Source organism: Synechococcus sp. PCC 7336 (genome assembly GCF_000332275.1).
Lineage (GTDB): Bacteria > Cyanobacteriota > Cyanobacteriia > Thermostichales > PCC-7336 > PCC-7336.
In genome coordinates this window covers 2,192,885-2,209,384 of record NZ_CM001776.1, presented here as the reverse complement: position 1 = coordinate 2,209,384, position 16,500 = coordinate 2,192,885, and the positions used below count along the sequence as shown (strand labels likewise).

The window sequence follows — 16,500 nt, the reverse complement described above, 5'->3', positions numbered from 1 at the left end:
CGTTGCCCAATCGATGGCGATCTAGAGAATTGCTGCCTCGAGACGAGGCTCACATTTCTTCTTAGGTCCTCACTATGACTCCATCGCGATTGTCAAGTTCGAACTCGAAGTGAACCTGACGCAAGACAAGCTCCGATTGATGTCCTCAGCGATACTTGAAGCCAATAATCTCTCCCACAAAGTCAAATCCCAGTGGCTGTGGCAAAATCTCAGCTTCTCCATGAAGTCTGGCGATCGCGTCGCACTGATCGGTCCTTCAGGTTCGGGTAAAACAGTTCTACTGCGCACGCTCTCCGCCCTCGCACCGCTGCAACAGGGCAATATCCGCTTTCGCGATCGCGAGTTGTCAGAGTGGGAGATGCCCCAGTATCGAGCCCAGGTCATGTATTTGCCTCAGCGCCCTGCCCTGCCAGAAGCTTCCGTTGAAGAGGCAATCCGCGAGCCCTTGAGTCTGCGCGTCCATCGCCATAAGCAGTACGACCGGGCAGCAGTCTCGAACCTCCTGGAAATATTGGATCGCGACAAGGCATTCTTAGTCAAGCAAACCAGCCACCTTTCGGGTGGAGAGCGTCAAATTGTTGCTTTCCTGCGGGCTGTGATGCTCCAGCCCACGGTGCTGCTGTTAGACGAACCCACCGCGTCTCTCGATGAAAAGGCAGCTACAGCGATCGAAGCGGCGATCGCCTCTTGGATCGATAAGGGCAATAACCGAGCCTGTCTTTGGACCAGCCACAACCCATTGCAGTTGGAGCGAGTCACCACCCGCCAAATTCGTTTATAGGCCCGATACTATGCCAGACGCCTATCTCCAGATCGGCTACGGGCAAGTTGCCCTAGCCTCTCTAGCCATCCTCGCCAACTTGGGCCTATCCATTGGGTTGCGACTCGGTCTCACCCAAAACTTTATCGTCGCTTCCGTGCGAATGACGGTGCAGTTACTCCTGTTGGGATTGGCCCTGGGTGCGATTTTCGCTCTCGACACCCCGTACCCAGTTTTAGCTGTGGGCTTGCTCATGGCCACATTGGCTGGCATTTCAGCAGTGAATCGCACCCGCCGCCGCTTTCCAGGCATTTATTGGGATAGCCTCGTCTCAGTAATAGGTTCTGCAGGGATTGTCACTGGCTTCATGCTTCTAGGGGTCATTCAGGTCGATCCCTGGTTCGATCCGCAATATTTCGTTCCTTTATTGGGGATGGTGCTGGGCAATACGCTCAACAGCATTTCCCTCGCCCTCGATCGCTTTATGGAGGGAGTGGCCAGTCAGCGAGATCTGGTCGAGGCTAAGTTGGCACTGGGCGCAACGAGATGGGAAGCCGCCCACAGCTTGATTCGAGAGAGCTTGCGCACCGCTACAATTCCTCTGATGAACAGCATGATGGTCATGGGTGTTGTCAGTCTGCCGGGGATGATGACCGGCCAGATTCTAGCGGGGGCAACCCCAGTGGATGCGGTCCGCTATCAAATCGCGATCGTATTTGCGATCGCCTCTGCGACGGCCCTCGGCGCACTCGGAGTCACGCTACTGGCTTACCGTTCGCTGTTGAACGATCGCCATCAACTTTGCCTGGATCGGTTGAGCGAGGCTGCCTGAAAGCGAGTATCAACTGCTATAGCGTCCGAGAGGAAAGAATACTCAAATACAACAGCAAAGCAGAAAACGGAGAGCTACCTAAACCTGCAGTCCTTTCCCAGGAGGCAATGGGGGACTGGAAGCTGCCGTGGCAGAGTTGAAGGGCATTTTGCAAGAATTAGGTGAGGAAATCAATTTGTCAACATGGAGCAATCGAGCATGGAGAGCGTTAGGATACGTCAGCATGTGGGGCAAGATGGCATCCTCCATCTAGAAGTCCCAGTTGGGTTTATCGAGCGGGAGGTAGAAGTGGTGGTAATTTATCAGCCGATTCAGACGTCAACGGAGATCGCCCCCTCGTTAGAACAGTTCTATGGGATCTGCGCGGACGATCCGATTATCCTTGACGATCGAGGTATTTCAGAGGCTTCTGATAATGATTTGGCTGGGGCTTTTGACTAGGTATGCGTTATTTACTGGGCACCAACGTTTGTGCAGCTTATTTGAATGGTCGTTTAATTACGGTTCGAGATCGAACTAATTGGTGCTTATGATTTACAGATTGCTGCAATTGCTCTAACTAATAACTTGACGATGGTTACATATGAACTGAGTCGAGTTTAAAACCCGTAGTTTTGAGTTCTTCTTACTAGCGCTTTCCCTCACTGCATTAGCCCCCTAAATCCCCCATTCTGGGGGACTTGACGACAGTGCTAGCTGGGGTTTGGAGACGGGGAAGACGAACCAGCGAATCGCGGTCATTTAAAGTTGTAGAACGAAGCCAATAGCCTCTAACAAGTCCCCCACCAGTGGGGGATTTAGGGGGCTGAGTGCAACGCCTGAAAGCTCTAGGTTTCAACATGGATACGGTTAAAAAGTTTAAGCATTAGCAAGGCTAGATCCTGAAAGAAAGAGCTTTGGTGGGATAACCATTCGCTTAGAGCCTGATGTTTCAGAGATATTCCCTGATTCCACTGCTGTCAACGAAGCTTTACGGTTTCTGATTAGAATTACTCGCGATAACAATCCTACTTCAACTAAAATGAAATCTAATATTTTGTTGGAGCAGACAGACAAATGTTCCTAAGAGATGAATTCGAGTTTGTTGGTTGCGGACTAACCTTGCCATTCAACCTCGCCTCGATTTAAGCTTTCTGGCAGAGTCATATTGGTAGACTATATAGAGTGAATCGAGATGTCGATTAGATGCGAGCTAGTTATCTAGTGGAGTAGGATCGCCTTGAGGCTACTATTCTCTATTCCGGCGAACAAGTATTGGCTCCCCTTGCTAAGCTAAACGGCGGAACACTCACCTCTCCCCACCTATGGTCAACCCCAACGATCGCGCCAGCGCTGAAATCATTTGCATTGGCACCGAGCTGCTATTGGGCGAAATCCTCAACAGTAATGCCCGCTATCTAGCTCGACACCTAGCCGAATTGGGCATCCCCCACCACTTTCAAACCGTTGTGGGCGACAACGTCGATCGCATTCACCAAACTCTGCAGTTAGCCCAAACCCGCAGCAGCATTGTCATTACTACAGGCGGCCTCGGCCCTACCCCAGACGACTTGACCCATAGCGCGATCGCCAGCTACTTCAACACCCCCCTCGCCGATCGCCCCGAGATTACAGCAAGAATCGAAGCCTACTTCACTCAACGGGGACTGGTCATGCCCCCCAACAATCGCCGCCAAGCCCAATTGCCCCAAGGAGCTCAAATCCTATCCAACCCCGTCGGCTCCGCCCCCGGTATTATCTGGGAAGCTGCCCCCAACTTCACCCTGCTAACCTTTCCAGGCGTCTCCCGCGAAATGCAGGCGATGTGGTCCGAAACCGCAGTCCCTTACCTAAAATCCAAAGGGTGGGGCCAGCAAATATTCCACAGCAAAGTCCTGCGCCATTGGGGAATTTCCGAGTCGGGCTTGGCGGAAAAGTTAGGCAGTTTATTCGAGCTCAATAACCCCACCGTGGCCCCCTATGCAGGCAACGGGGAAGTGCGCATTCGGATTACGGGCAAAGCCGCTAATGAGGCAGCGGCGGTGGCGATGGTCGAGCCTGTGGCCGAGAAGGTCAGGGCGATCGCGGGACGAGATAGTTACGGCAGTGACGACGATACTTTGGCTTCTGTGACGGGTCAATTGCTCGAACGAGCCGGACAGACGGTTGCGGTGGCAGAATCCTGTACTGGTGGGTGGATCGGCCAGCAATTGACGACCGTTCCCGGTAGTTCTCACTATTTTGTGGGGGGAGTGGAGTCCTACGACAATCGCGTCAAACAGCAGTTGTTGCAGGTGTCTGAAGCGGATTTGCTCGCCTGTGGAGCGGTGAGTGAAAGGGTGGCGCGTCAGATGGCATTGGGGGGGCGGGAGTTGTTGCAGGCAGATTGGGGGGTGAGCGTGACGGGAATTGCCGGACCGGGAGGGGGTTCGGCAGAGAAGCCGGTGGGATTAGTGTTTATCGGGCTGGCAGACCCAGAGGGCAAGGTAACGGTTTCGGAGCACCAATTTGCGGCCAAGCGGGGTCGGGATTGGGTTCGTTGGCTGACGACTCAGACTGCGATCGATCGCTTGCGCAGGGCTTTATTAGATCGCTTGGGGTAAAGCGATCGCCCTCTCACTCTGCTGCATTGGCAATCAGCCTGGGTACAACCAAAGAAAATCCTGCACTTGTTCCTAGCACCACTGGCTCGGGTAACTCCAACGCCTCTAGCGCAGCGCGATCGAGCAGCAGGGGGTGGGTCGGCCACTGCTGTTGCAGCACCTCCGCATTGGCAGCAATAATCTTGCAATTGCAATAGAAATCTAAGGATGGGCGACTGTAGGCAAACGACGTATAGATCGCCGTTCCCGCATCCATATGCTGCCGCACCATTGCAGCCACTGGCCGCACGTCAAACGCCTCGTTCAACTCCCACAGCCACACATCCGATAGCATCAAGATCCCCAATACGGCATAAATCCCCGTTATCAACACCGGTACAAACCGACGGCGATTTAGCCACAGCAAGCATCCCGCCATCCAGAACGTCAGGCTCGACATTGCCCCCATTAAAGGCAACAGCCACTCCCGCCAACTTCCCGAGATCGCGAAATACACCGTGCCCCCCAGCCCAGCTAAGGCTAGGACCCAAAAGGCGATCGCCAACCTTCGCGGATAGGCCCGCCGATGCTGCCAAAAATCTCCTAACCGCGCCCCCACCGCCAGCGCAAAAAACGGATAAATCGGCATGATATACCAGGGCAGCTTCGTGCCCATTGCGGAGATAATCCCCAAATACAAGACCGTCCCTAACAACACCAGCGAGCCCCAAGTCTGCTGCCGTTCCCGCCAAGCCAGCCACAATCCACTCGGCCAAAACAACAGCCAGGGCCAGCCGTATTTGAGTAATTCCAGCAGGTAATACCAAGGGGGGCCGCTGTGGCTTTCAACCGTGCCGGTCAGGCGATCGAATCCCTGTGCTCCAAAATGAACCTGCGCGAAGTCGAGCCCGTAGTGCCATAGTTGAGATCCATACCAACCTAAGACCGGCAACAGGCCCAGTCCGATCCCCAGCCAAAACCAGCGGTTGGTTGCAAGTGCGGTCTGTTGCTGCCAAATGGCCCACGCGATCGCGATCGCCGCCAGCGGCACCGCTAGCAGTCCTTTCATGAAAACAATCCCAGCCAAGCCCAGCCCAATGCCGATCGCCCAACGCTCGTGCCGCTGCGCTCGGGCCATACACCCCAGCAGGATGAGGAAGCCCGAAATCGCTGCACCATCGAGCATGAGCAAGCGTCCGTGACGCACCACCGGCAGCAGGGTGAGATAGGTTGCTGCCGACAGCAGGGCGCGATCGCGTCGCTGAAACACCGACCGCCCCAACCCGTAGAGGAGGGGGACTCCCAATGCTGACAGCAGCGCTCCAGGCAAGCGAGAGGTGAATTCGCTGATGCCCAATGTTCGATAGCTGAGCGCCACCAGCCAATCCATCAGAGGAGGCTTGAGCATATAGGGCTGACCGTGCAGCCTGGGAAACCACCAACTGCCCGTTTGCAGCATCTCTCTGGCCACGAGTGCCCGAGTGCCCTCATCCCAATCCCGCAACGGCACATCTCCAAGCGCCGCGAACCACAGCACCACTGCCGCCACCGTCAAGATGGCTAGCCAAAGGCGATCGCCCCCATTACACTTCAAGAGGCTAAATCCACTACATCGAGTTCCTGCCTCTGCTTGGGTAACGCTACCGATACGCGAGTGCCTTGTCCCTCTTGGCTTTCGATCGCGATCTGGCCGTTGTGTCGCTCTACGCAAGACTTGACGATCGCCAGTCCCAAACCCGTGCCCGAAATCGTCCCGACATTGCTACCCCGTCGAAATGACTGGAATAAAACCTCCAAATCGCACTGGGGAATGCCGATGCCTTCATCCGAGATGTCAATCTGAATGCGATCGCCTTCTCCCACCAATTGGATTGCGATGAGACCGCCATCGGGGGAATATTTGATGGCATTGGAGAGCAAATTGCCAAACACTTGGCGCAAGATGTGGCGATCGCCAAAAAACCCGGAGGCATCGCCCGTCTGACGGAAGACAATTTCGTAGCTGCTATTGGATGCCACTTTGCGATCGGCAATTAACTCGGCAAAGAAATGCTCCGCATCCAGCAAGCAGGGCTGATAGGGTACGTCTTCTATTCGAGACTGACTGGCGAACAGCATATCGTCCACTAAATAGGACAGGTGCCTGGCCCGCTCTGCGATGATTTGCAAACAGCGCTGGCGCATGGCGCCATCCAAACGCTTGCCATGCTGTTCGAGGGTGGAAGCCGCCGTCAAAATGCCCGTCAGTGGCGTGCGGTATTCGTGGGAGACGGTTTCGATAATCTTTGATTTAAAGGCATTCAACCCCTTTTCTTTTGCTAAAGCCGCCTTAGTTTGGCTGAGTAATTCCGCTTGTTGGATGGCGATCGCCAACTGTACCGATAGCTCGCTCGCGGTCTCCACCTCGTTCGACAGCCACTGGCGCGGACTGGAGCAGTGATGGGCGATCGAAAATCCCCATAGTTTCTTAGTGCTGGGAGCGTCTGGAGCGATCGAGAGAATGGGCACGGCGAGGCGAGCCTGCACCTGAAATTGTTCCAATAGCTGGCGATCTGCCACTGTTAGGGGGACTGCGCTCATATTGCTAATCTCGTGCCAGCCCTCGCTTCCCTCGCCCATATTGCCGATGGGCCAGCTCAGCCGATGCAGATTGCACCCCAACATGGCTTTCCAGCCAAACTCAACCGATTCCGCCACTACTGTCGTACTGCTGCCATCGCCATCCAATTGACAGATAATGGCGCGATCGCATTGCAAGAGCTGTCGCACCTCCACCACCGCCGTATTCAAAATCTGTTCGAGGTCGAGAGATTGACGGATGCGTAAAGCTGTGGTGGCAATTAATCGCTGCTGCTCGCGGCTCTTCTCCAGTTGTTGTTGCAGTTCTGCCCGCTCGATCGCATTGCGAGCAGCTAATTGCAGGACATCCGCCCTGAGATCCCCCTTGACGAGATAATCGCAGGCCCCGCTTTTCATCGCTTTGACGGCCACATCTTCGTCGCCGTAGGCTGTCAACATAATCGTCGGGGGCATTGGCAACCGCTGTTTCTGCAGTTCGAGCAAAAACTCCAAACCGTCGACCTCGGGCAAGCGAAAGTCGAGCAATAGAAGGTCGAACTGCTGCTGGCGACATAACTCCAGACCGTCCTCAGCGCAGTCCACCTCGACAATTTGATAGTTATCGCGGGGGGCTTTGGATAAAAAGTGGCGATAGGTGGCTCGGTCCTCTTCACAGTCATCCACAATTAGCAAGGATTTGAGCTCGGATGTGTGGGACACTCTAGCTTCAGAAACCCAATGCCGAGGCGTTCTGGCGGAGGAGATCATTTCACTGAATACCCATCTAAGCGGTGACGAATTAGCATAGAACGAGCCCATCCTCCTCTGACTGCAAACTCAACTTTGCAACGAAATTAACTTTGAAGCGCCTGAGAGCGAGGTTTTTGTATGTTTCTTAAGATAATCTAAAATCTTTTTTTTCGATACGGGCAATACCTCCAAAAGGGCAATCGGAGAGTCTGAGTGGGTCAATCCCGACAGCATCAGAGCGCGGGTTGAAGCAAGGTTCGATCGGGGGGCAGGGGTGGAGGAGTATTAGATCGAGCAAGATTGCCGAAGGACGAAGAGCTCTCTTTTGGAGAGTAATGTAGTTGACTTCTCCGTAGATAAAATCGAGTCCGTAGATAAAATCGAGGGCCCGATCGCCATCCGTGCCGCGATAGATGTTCGGGCGATCGCAAACCCGCTGTATTGCCCGCTGCAAGGCATAAAAATCTTCATCACTATCTTCAACAACTAGCAAAGGTTTGGACGCCTTTACATTCATGGTTAGCCCCATAAACTGAAATTAAAATTTATTTTTATTCATTCTTCTAAACATTTATTGCACCCCAATTGAGACCCATCCGGGTAAACCGCAAAGATCTCTTAAGGTTTAATGGGGCTGTCAGTGCAGAGTACTGGGTTGAAGGGGGTGGGGTCCCAACGATCGAGCTCTAGAAGATATTTAGCTAGCCCCATGGATTTGGCGCGGCGGTGAGGGAGACGGACCGTTGGGAGCCATAATAAGAGCGTTGAAGATACATCGCTTTGATAATGCCCCCTACTGTTGCTCCAGACCGTCCCACTGCCGTCAAAACTAAGAAGCGTCCCGTGTTTCCGTTTACGGCGATCGTGGGCCAAGAGGAAATGAAGCTGGCCCTGATCCTAAATACGATCGATCCCAAAGTGGGCGGCGTCATGATCATGGGCGATCGCGGTACGGGAAAATCCACCACCATTCGCGCCTTGGCCGACCTGCTGCCCGAAATTGAAGTGATTGCCGACGATCCGTTTAACAGCCATCCCTCGCAGCGGGAATTGATGAGTGACGAGGCTTGGGGGCGGGTGGAAGCAGGCAAAGAGGTAACGGTCGCCCACAAGCAGGTACCGATGGTGGACTTGCCATTGGGGGCAACTGAAGACCGCGTCTGCGGCACGATTGACATTGAGAAAGCCCTGTCTGAAGGGGTAAAAGCTTTCGAACCCGGTTTGTTGGCCAAGGCCAATCGCGGCATTTTGTACGTAGACGAGGTCAATCTGTTAGACGACCACCTCGTGGATGTCCTGCTCGACTCGGCGGCATCCGGTTGGAACACCGTCGAGCGGGAAGGCATTTCGATCCGCCACCCCGCCAGCTTCGTGTTGGTGGGCTCCGGCAACCCCGAAGAGGGGGAATTGCGGCCTCAGTTATTAGACCGGTTTGGCATGCACGCCGAAATTCACACCGTGCGCCAGCCCGACCTCCGCGTTCAGATTGTGGAGCAGCGAACTCAATTCGATGCAGCACCGGAAGAATTTTTGCTGGAGTATGAAATCCAGCAGCAGGAAATTCGCAAGACTCTGGAGGAGGCCCGCAAGCTGCTGCCGAGGGTGACGATCGACCGCGAGCTGCGTCTCAAGATTTCGGAAGTCTGTTCCGAGCTCGATGTGGATGGATTGCGGGGGGATATTGTCACGAATCGGGCGGCAAAGGCACTGGCGGCTTGGGAAGGGCGCACTGAGGTGGAGGTGGACGATATCCGTCGCGTGATTGTGCTGTGTTTGCGGCACCGCTTGCGCAAAGATCCACTAGAATCCATTGATTCGGGCTACAAAGTGCGGAAGGTGTTTGGCGAAATCTTTAAAGTGAGCTCGGACGTCGACGACGACTGACAGTTTGCGGGCGATCTATATTTTTGCGGTCAGCGGTTTGCGATCGCGATTTGGTAGCGTGAGAGAAGGCCATTTAGTGCTGGGAGTAGCTGCTGTGTTGGACGAACAAGCCAAGAAGACAATGCTTCGGAAGATTCCCCACGGACTGTATATCTGTGGGGTAAAGCAAGAGGAAGAGGTCAATGGCTATACGGCCAGTTGGGTGATGCAGACTTCTTTCAAGCCGCCAATGCTTGTGAATGCGGTGCGGCAGGATAACCGCTCTCACGGCATGGTTGAGTCAAGTGGGGTCTTTGCCCTCAGTGTTTTGGAAGTGGGGCAGAAGGATGTAGCCCAAAAGTTTTTCCAACCGCTCAAGCGCAATGGCAATCGGTTTGACGATGTCGAGTTTTATCTTGGCGAGACGGGATGTCCCATTATTTCCGATGCGCTCGGTTATGTGGAGTGCAAGGTGGTGGGGTCTTTGCCTCAGGGGGACCATACGGTGTTTCTAGGAGAGGTCATCGCGTCTGGCGTTCACCGCGATGGCGATCCGTTATTGCTGGAATCGACCGGTTGGAATTACGGCGGCTAGATCGTTAAGACGATACCTCGCTCTGCTGCTGCAGACCTCACCCTACCCGTTTCCACTGTGATTGCACGCAATTCTTTCCACCGCGCTTTCCCCATCGGACTCAACTTCGGCCTGCTCGATCGCTACGTGCTGGCCGAAATGTTGTTGCCCTTTTTGTTTGGCGTCGTTGCCTTTACCTCAGTCGGAACGGCGATCGGGTCTCTATTCGAAATCATTCGGCTGGTGGGCGACAAGGGCATGCCCATTCCGGTTGCCTTACATCTCTACTTCTTGCAGGCTCCGAGCATTATTGTCTTGACCTTTCCCATGGCGATGCTCTTGTCTACTTTGATGTCCTACAATCGCCTATCTGGAGACAGCGAACTCACTGCTCTGCGCAGTTGCGGCGTTAGCCCCCATCGACTGCTAGCCCCCGCGATCGCCCTCGGAATCGTTGTGACTGGCTTGACCTTCCTGTTTAACGAGGCCATTGTCCCTCAAGCCAACCATCAGGCGGAGGAACTGCTCGCAACGGTGCTCGGGCAACACCGACGCATTCGCAGCAACAATATTCTTTACCAAGAATTTGGCGATCGCACCCAAAACGTCGGAGCAGATGAGGAAGGGCTCAACCGCATGTTTTACGCCCGTCGGTTTGATGGCGATCTGATGCGGGGCATCACCGTTCTCGACTTTTCCCAAACCGACTCTCGCCAGATTGTAGTGGCCCAGGAGGGCTCCTGGCAGGACACCGATGGGGCGTGGCTGTTCACCAACGGAACTCTCTACATCCTCAATTCCGATGGAACTTACCGCGATATTCTGCCCTTCGAGCAGCGCCTCGTAGATTTGCCCCGCGCTCCTCTAGACCTGGGCTTCAGTCGGAGCTCTGACGAGATGACCATTCCCGAATTGCAAGACCAGATTCAACTGCAGCAGGCGGCGGGGCAACCTCGGCGGGTCAAGAGACTGAGGCTGGTTTTACAGCTCAAGTATTCGATTCCGTTTGCCTGTTTGGTGTTTGCCTTTATCGGCACTCCTCTGGGTATGAGGCTGCAGCGCACCAGCTCTGCCCTCGGCTTTGGGCTCAGCATTCTGGTTATCTTTGGCTATTACGCGCTTCTCTCCATCTCTCAGGGATTGGGGCAAGCAGGTACGATCGCCCCCATTGCAGCGGCTTGGCTGCCCAACGGGATGGGAATGGTGGTGGGAGCTGGATTGCTCTACCGCGTTGCGCGAGCTTGAGGGGGCTGACTAGAACTCACTCGGGGGCGCTCGCGTTCAGTTCCCCTAGCACGAGATGGGATGCGCTTCTATAATTGGCGAGTTGAGCGGGAATTAGCGATTTTAGGCGGGCAGGAGGGTTGCAATGGCGAAATTTATCTTTATTACGGGGGGAGTGGTTTCCAGTATTGGCAAAGGGATTGTGGCATCCAGCTTGGGCACTCTGCTCAAAGCCCGCAACTACTCGGTTTCGATTCTCAAGCTCGACCCCTACATCAACGTCGATCCCGGTACAATGAGCCCCTACCAGCACGGCGAAGTCTTTGTCACCGACGATGGGGCCGAAACCGATCTCGACCTAGGGCACTACGAGCGCTTCACCGACACCAACATGTCGAAGCTCAATAACGTCACCACCGGAGCGATTTACCAAGCAGTTTTGAATAAAGAGCGGCGGGGGGACTATCGCGGCGGTACCGTACAGGTGATCCCTCACATCACGAATGAAATTAAGGAGCGCATCCAGCGGGTGGCCCTCAACACCAATCCCGACGTGGTGCTTGTGGAAGTGGGGGGCACGGTGGGCGATATCGAATCTCTGCCGTTTATGGAAGCCATTCGGCAGTTTCGCAAGGATGTCGGACGCGAGAATGCGATGTTCGTTCACGTCACCCTAGTGCCCATGATCGAGACGGCTGGGGAAATGAAAACCAAGCCCACGCAGCATTCAGTCAAAGAATTGCGCTCCATCGGCATTCAACCCGATCTGCTGATTTGTCGCTGCGATCGCCCCCTACACCCCGGCATCAAGACTAAGATTTCCGAGTTTTGCGACGTGCCGTTCGAGGCGGTGATTCCGGCGATCGACGCTCCCAGTATTTACGATGTGCCCTTAACCTTAGAAAAAGAAGGGCTGGCCACACAGGTTTTGGGACGGTTGGGCATGAACCAGCGATCGCCCGATTTAAACTCTTGGGGTTCTCTAGTCGAACGCCTGCGCAACCCACAACATCAGCTTCGCATTGCTCTGGTGGGCAAATACGTGCGCCTCTCGGATGCCTATCTATCTGTGGCCGAAGCCCTCAACCACGCAGCCCTAGAACTCAACTGCAACGTGCAAATCGACTGGATCTCTGCCGAAGACGTATCGGCCTACGGTCCCGAACGCTATCTCTCTCGGGTTGACGGGGCGATCGTGCCCGGTGGATTTGGTACCCGGGGCATCGAGGGTAAGGTGGATGCGATTCGCTACGCTCGCGAGCGCCAACTGCCCTTTCTGGGACTGTGTTTGGGCATGCAATGTGCCGTAATTGAGTGGGGCCTGAATCTGGCTGCGCTAGAGCGAGCCAATAGCTCTGAGTTCGATCCCGACACCCCCAACCCCGTCATTAGCTTGCTGCCCGAGCAAGCAGATGTGATCGATCTGGGGGGCACGATGCGCCTGGGCCTCTATCCCTGCCGCTTAACCCCAGGGTCGCTCGCCCAGCAGCTCTACGGAGAGGCGGTGGTGTCGGAGCGACACCGCCATCGCTATGAATTTAATAATGCTTACCGCGATCTGCTGACCGATTCTGGCTACAGAGTCAGCGGCACCTCTCTCGACAACCGTCTCGTGGAAATCATCGAATATCCCGAGCATCCCTTCTTTATTGCCTGCCAGTTTCACCCCGAGTTCCGATCGCGCCCCCGCCGACCCCATCCCTTATTTCTAGGCTTCCTCAAAGCTGCGCTAGGGCGCCAACGGCAGTTAGAGCGCGAGCCCGCCGAGGTGAGTGTTTAAACCCGCCACAGGTAAATGGGATAGGTATTGATGGCATCCGCAGCGCTGGCAGTCGCCTCCGGTTCCCAATTCCCCATGTCGAAAGAATGACTGAGAATGCGAGTGCCGGCTTGGAGTTCGGCCCTTAATTTATCTCGCAGGGCCAAATTCGATCGCGGTAGCAGGTATAAGGTCACAACGGTGGCAGGGGAGAGGTCGAGGGCCATCAGATCCTGCTGGAGGAACTGGACGCGATCGCCTAGGCCGAGCTCTCGGGCGCGATCGCGAGCGATGCGAATGCAATCGCGATCGATGTCTACGCCGACTCCCGCAGCTCCGTATTGTCGAGCGGCAGCCAGCACAATGCGTCCGTCGCCGCAGCCGAGGTCGTACACCACATCTTCAGCCGTTACCCGAGCGAGATCCAGCATGGCAGAGATGACGACGGGCATTGTGCGCACGTAAGGGGCGAGGCGGGTGGGTTTTCTGGGCTGGGGGCGAAATCCTTTGGCTGGCATTCGGTCAGCTCCGATACTGGTGTTGTTTGGGGTGCTGGTGTTGTTTGGGGTGCTGGTGTTGTTTGGGAACGGCAGGCCCAGTTGCAATCGATCTAAGTTTTGATGGCGATTATGCTGAAAGGCAGCATTGGAACTCTCTGGGGGCAGTGTCCCGGATTACCATGCGATCGCAAACTCTTACCGCCCGATCTTCGCCATGCACGATTTTAACTGGAAGAAGCTACAGAATGGTTCGGATATACGGGGAGTTGCCCTGGAGGGGATTCCTGGAGAGGCTGTCAACCTGACACCTGAAGTTGTGCGAGTGCTGGGCAGAGCGTTTGTTGCTTGGCTCTCTCAAAAGCTGGAGAAACCTGCGACAGACTTAACCCTTTCAGTTGGGCGCGACAGTCGCCTGTCGGGACCGGAATTAGCCAAAGCGGCGATGGAGGGCATGACTGCTGCGGGTTGTCGAGTGTTTGATTTCGGTATGGCTTCGACCCCCGCCATGTTTAAGAGTACTGTCACCCCTGGCTTCGACTGCGACGGGGCAATGATGGTGACGGCCAGTCACTTGCCCTTCAATCGCAACGGCATGAAGTTTTTCACGGCCCGAGGGGGATTGGACAAACAGGATATTTCTGACATTTTGGCGTTGGCTGAGAATCGCAATTTTGCAGACTCAGCAGAACCGGGCAGCCTCGAACAACGCGACTTTATCTCCGTCTATGCGGATGAACTGGTGGCTGAGGTCCGGCAGGGGGTCAGTCATCCCGACCATTTCGATCGCCCCTTGCAAGGGCTCAAGATTATTGTCGATGCGGGGAATGGCGCAGGAGGGTTCTACGCCGATAAAGTGCTAGCGCCTTTAGGGGCCGACACGACTGGCAGTCAGTTTTTAGATCCCGATGGCAAATTTCCCAATCACGTTCCCAATCCTGAAAACAAGCAGGCAATGGCTTCAATTTGTCAGGCGGTCATCGAGCATGGCGCAGATTTCGGCATTATTTTCGATACCGATGTCGATCGCGGAGCCGCCGTCGATCGCTCGGGCAGAGAACTCAACCGCAACCGGCCGATCGCCTTGGTTTCTGCGATCGTCTTGCGAGAGCATCCGGGCTCGACGATTGTGACGGATTCCATTACCTCTGAAGGATTATCTCAGTTTATCGAGGGGGATTTAAATGGCGTTCACCATCGATTTAAACGCGGCTATAAGAATGTTATTAATGAGTCTATTCGCCTGAATAATGAAGGTCGAGAGTCTTGGTTGGCGATCGAGACCTCCGGTCATGGAGCCATGAAAGAGAATTACTTTCTGGATGATGGCGCTTATTTGGTGACGATTTTATTAATCGAGTTAGCCAAATCAGCCTTAAAGGGGGAATCTTTGACCGATCTGATTGCGAATTTGAAAGAACCAGAAGAGAGTAGAGAATTTCGCCTCGGACTGGGGGTTGAAGATTTTAAGACCTATGGCAATGGGGTAATAGAAAAGCTCGAAGCCTTTGCGTCAGATCGGGATGACTGGGAGATTGCGAGTCCCAATTATGAAGGAGTGCGGGTCTCTTGTCGATCGCCTCAGGAGGGTGGATGGTTTTTATTGCGCTTATCCCTGCACGATCCAGTCATGCCTTTAAATATTGAGTCGAATGTTACGGGCGGCGTTGCCAAAATTGCCAGCCGTCTACTGGAATTTCTCAAGTCCTTTGACGAACTCGATCTGTCGCCATTGCAATAGATTCTTTTACTTCTGGATAGACAGCCATGACCCCCGAACAAATACAGCAAGCTATCGAAGGCATCCTCTCGGTACAGCGGGAGCGACAAGAGAGCCAGATAAAGCAAAAGGCTCGCATTGACGCGCTGCTGGAACTTAGCGAGAAGCACGAACAGCGCTTTTCCTGGTTCTATGGCTATCACATGGAGAAGGACACTATCAGGTTCAAGCTCGGGATTGCGCAGTTAGAGGGAGAGCAGGGAGGAGGCCAGTGACTATATCCAATTACTCTAAGGCAGCTATGCCAGCGGATTTTCTTGGCCGCCACAGTACTGACATCGATTGAGGAAATGAGGACTGAGCGAGCTGAGTGACTGAGTGTGCCAAAATCTGTAAAAGTGATGTAATCCCTCCAGCCTCCCTCACTTGAGATGCAACAATCGTAAAACACCCGTCCAGCTTGCTGGCACGGGCATCCGGGTAGCCATACTGCACAGGCTGCTATGAACCTCTACCAAATCCTGGCTATTTCTCCAGAGGCCACACCCGAGGAGATCAAACGGGGCTACCGTCGGTTGGTGCGGCAGTGCCATCCCGATGTGGCGGGCTCGGACGGAAACGATCGCTTCCGTCAAATTCAGGCCGCCTACGAAATCCTCAGCGATGCTAACGAGCGGCGCAAATACGATCTGAGCTTGGGTTTGGGGCGATCGCCTCGCACCGCAATTCCCTACCGTCCCCCCCAGCGCCAGGTCAAGCCAACCCCCGCCCCGCCCAAACCGGCAGCCGTCAAGCCCAAACCGGCCCAGTCCCCTACGGCTACCCCTCGCGCTGCAGCAAGCGGATATCGCAGCAATGGCAATGGCTCCGCGAAGGCAGGCTCGCAACGCCAGAGAGGGCACGGAACTGGAGCGCAAGCAGCCGAGCGACCGCCTCAAAAACCTCGCCCCGCACCACCGCCGCCGCGACAAACGCCTGCGATCGAAAGCTACGAGCAGGGGGCTCGGGCAGTGCAACAGGCATTACTGCAGCACAAATACGCCCTCGCGAGCGAATTGGCGGAGCAGTTGGTGGCCCATTATCCCAAGCGCTTCCAAGCACAACGGCTGTTTGTCAAGGCCTACCACTTGCGGGGCAACGAAATGCTGTATTACAAGCAATACGATCTCGCCGAGATATACCTGTACGAAGCCCTCAAAACCGCCACCGCCCACAACCCCGACCTCGTAGCAGTGATTCGACAGGACTTAGAGCGGGCCGATATCAACCGCAAAGAGTTAGGGGTTTCATAGTGCTCAGATCGCCAGACCTGGGTAAAGTCGTTCCACAACAGTTTGGCGGATAAGCCCCTGCCAGTCCCACAAGCCAGCGCCTATAATAGCCCCAGTTTCTAGGACTGCA

Annotated in this window: 15 protein-coding genes; 11 read left to right on the top strand and 4 right to left on the bottom strand. The window is 54.8% G+C overall.

Features of this window, described 5'->3' with window-relative positions; genetic code table 11:
- Positions 1 to 139 precede the first annotated feature (139 nt).
- From SYN7336_RS10575 to SYN7336_RS10560, 4 genes are all read left to right on the top strand, one after another.
- Positions 140 to 781, top strand: a complete 642-nt coding sequence (locus SYN7336_RS10575; RefSeq protein ID WP_038026873.1) for an ATP-binding cassette domain-containing protein — start codon at positions 140 to 142, stop codon at positions 779 to 781.
- A 10-nt stretch (positions 782 to 791) separates the two neighbouring features.
- Positions 792 to 1,592 (top strand): iron export ABC transporter permease subunit FetB, encoded by an 801-nt coding sequence (fetB, locus tag SYN7336_RS10570; RefSeq protein WP_017325909.1) that lies wholly within the window; start codon positions 792 to 794, stop codon positions 1,590 to 1,592.
- A gap of 198 nt (positions 1,593 to 1,790) precedes the next feature.
- The gene (locus SYN7336_RS10565; protein WP_038025889.1) at positions 1,791 to 2,033 is read left to right on the top strand and encodes a hypothetical protein; all 243 of its coding nucleotides are present in this window, start codon (positions 1,791 to 1,793) and stop codon (positions 2,031 to 2,033) included.
- Positions 2,034 to 2,896: 863 nt separating this feature from the next.
- A complete protein-coding gene (locus tag SYN7336_RS10560; RefSeq protein WP_017325907.1) occupies positions 2,897 to 4,174 on the top strand; it encodes a competence/damage-inducible protein A in 1,278 nt (425 codons plus the stop codon).
- Between the two features lie 13 nt (positions 4,175 to 4,187).
- Here the strand turns inward: SYN7336_RS10560 and SYN7336_RS25390 are convergent, their stop codons facing one another.
- The 3 genes from SYN7336_RS25390 to SYN7336_RS27930 form a co-directional block, all read right to left on the bottom strand.
- Entirely contained in the window at positions 4,188 to 5,747 is a 1,560-nt protein-coding gene (locus SYN7336_RS25390; protein WP_017325906.1) for a glycosyltransferase family 39 protein, read from the bottom strand.
- Positions 5,744 to 7,432: an ATP-binding protein gene (locus SYN7336_RS25385; protein ID WP_017325905.1), complete on the bottom strand. Its 1,689-nt coding sequence runs from the start codon at positions 7,430 to 7,432 to the stop codon at positions 5,744 to 5,746. Before SYN7336_RS25385 ends, SYN7336_RS25390 begins: the two co-directional genes overlap by 4 nt.
- A gap of 175 nt (positions 7,433 to 7,607) precedes the next feature.
- Complete coding sequence (locus tag SYN7336_RS27930) at positions 7,608 to 7,979, bottom strand: hypothetical protein (protein WP_017325904.1); 372 nt, start codon at positions 7,977 to 7,979, stop codon at positions 7,608 to 7,610.
- Positions 7,980 to 8,248: 269 nt separating this feature from the next.
- Here SYN7336_RS27930 and bchI point away from each other — a divergent pair, with 269 nt between their 5' ends.
- From bchI to SYN7336_RS10520, 4 genes are all read left to right on the top strand, one after another.
- A complete protein-coding gene (gene bchI, locus SYN7336_RS10535) occupies positions 8,249 to 9,346 on the top strand; it encodes a magnesium chelatase ATPase subunit I (protein ID WP_017325903.1) in 1,098 nt (365 codons plus the stop codon).
- Positions 9,347 to 9,440: 94 nt separating this feature from the next.
- Positions 9,441 to 9,920, top strand: a complete 480-nt coding sequence (locus SYN7336_RS10530; RefSeq protein ID WP_026100883.1) for a flavin reductase family protein — start codon at positions 9,441 to 9,443, stop codon at positions 9,918 to 9,920.
- A 57-nt stretch (positions 9,921 to 9,977) separates the two neighbouring features.
- On the top strand, positions 9,978 to 11,144 hold the full coding sequence (locus tag SYN7336_RS10525) for an LptF/LptG family permease (RefSeq protein WP_017325901.1): 1,167 nt from the start codon (positions 9,978 to 9,980) through the stop codon (positions 11,142 to 11,144).
- Between the two features lie 124 nt (positions 11,145 to 11,268).
- Positions 11,269 to 12,903 carry a CTP synthase gene (locus SYN7336_RS10520; protein WP_017325900.1) on the top strand — a complete coding sequence of 545 codons (1,635 nt, stop codon included), beginning with the start codon at positions 11,269 to 11,271 and terminating at the stop codon, positions 12,901 to 12,903.
- Here the strand turns inward: SYN7336_RS10520 and SYN7336_RS10515 are convergent.
- Positions 12,900 to 13,400, bottom strand: coding sequence for a cyclopropane-fatty-acyl-phospholipid synthase family protein (locus tag SYN7336_RS10515; protein WP_017325899.1), 501 nt, complete (start codon positions 13,398 to 13,400; stop codon positions 12,900 to 12,902). The two genes, SYN7336_RS10520 and SYN7336_RS10515, sit on opposite strands and share 4 nt — an antisense overlap.
- Positions 13,401 to 13,596: 196 nt before the next feature.
- Here SYN7336_RS10515 and SYN7336_RS10505 point away from each other — a divergent pair, with 196 nt between their 5' ends.
- The 3 genes from SYN7336_RS10505 to SYN7336_RS27925 all read left to right on the top strand — a co-directional run bounded on the left by SYN7336_RS10505 (position 13,597) and on the right by SYN7336_RS27925 (position 16,391).
- Positions 13,597 to 15,120, top strand: a complete 1,524-nt coding sequence (locus SYN7336_RS10505; RefSeq protein ID WP_026100882.1) for a phosphomannomutase/phosphoglucomutase — start codon at positions 13,597 to 13,599, stop codon at positions 15,118 to 15,120.
- A 26-nt stretch (positions 15,121 to 15,146) separates the two neighbouring features.
- The gene (locus SYN7336_RS10500) at positions 15,147 to 15,374 is read left to right on the top strand and encodes a hypothetical protein (protein WP_017325896.1); all 228 of its coding nucleotides are present in this window, start codon (positions 15,147 to 15,149) and stop codon (positions 15,372 to 15,374) included.
- Positions 15,375 to 15,602: 228 nt separating this feature from the next.
- Positions 15,603 to 16,391, top strand: a complete 789-nt coding sequence (locus SYN7336_RS27925) for a J domain-containing protein (RefSeq protein ID WP_026100881.1) — start codon at positions 15,603 to 15,605, stop codon at positions 16,389 to 16,391.
- Positions 16,392 to 16,500: the final 109 nt, after the last annotated feature.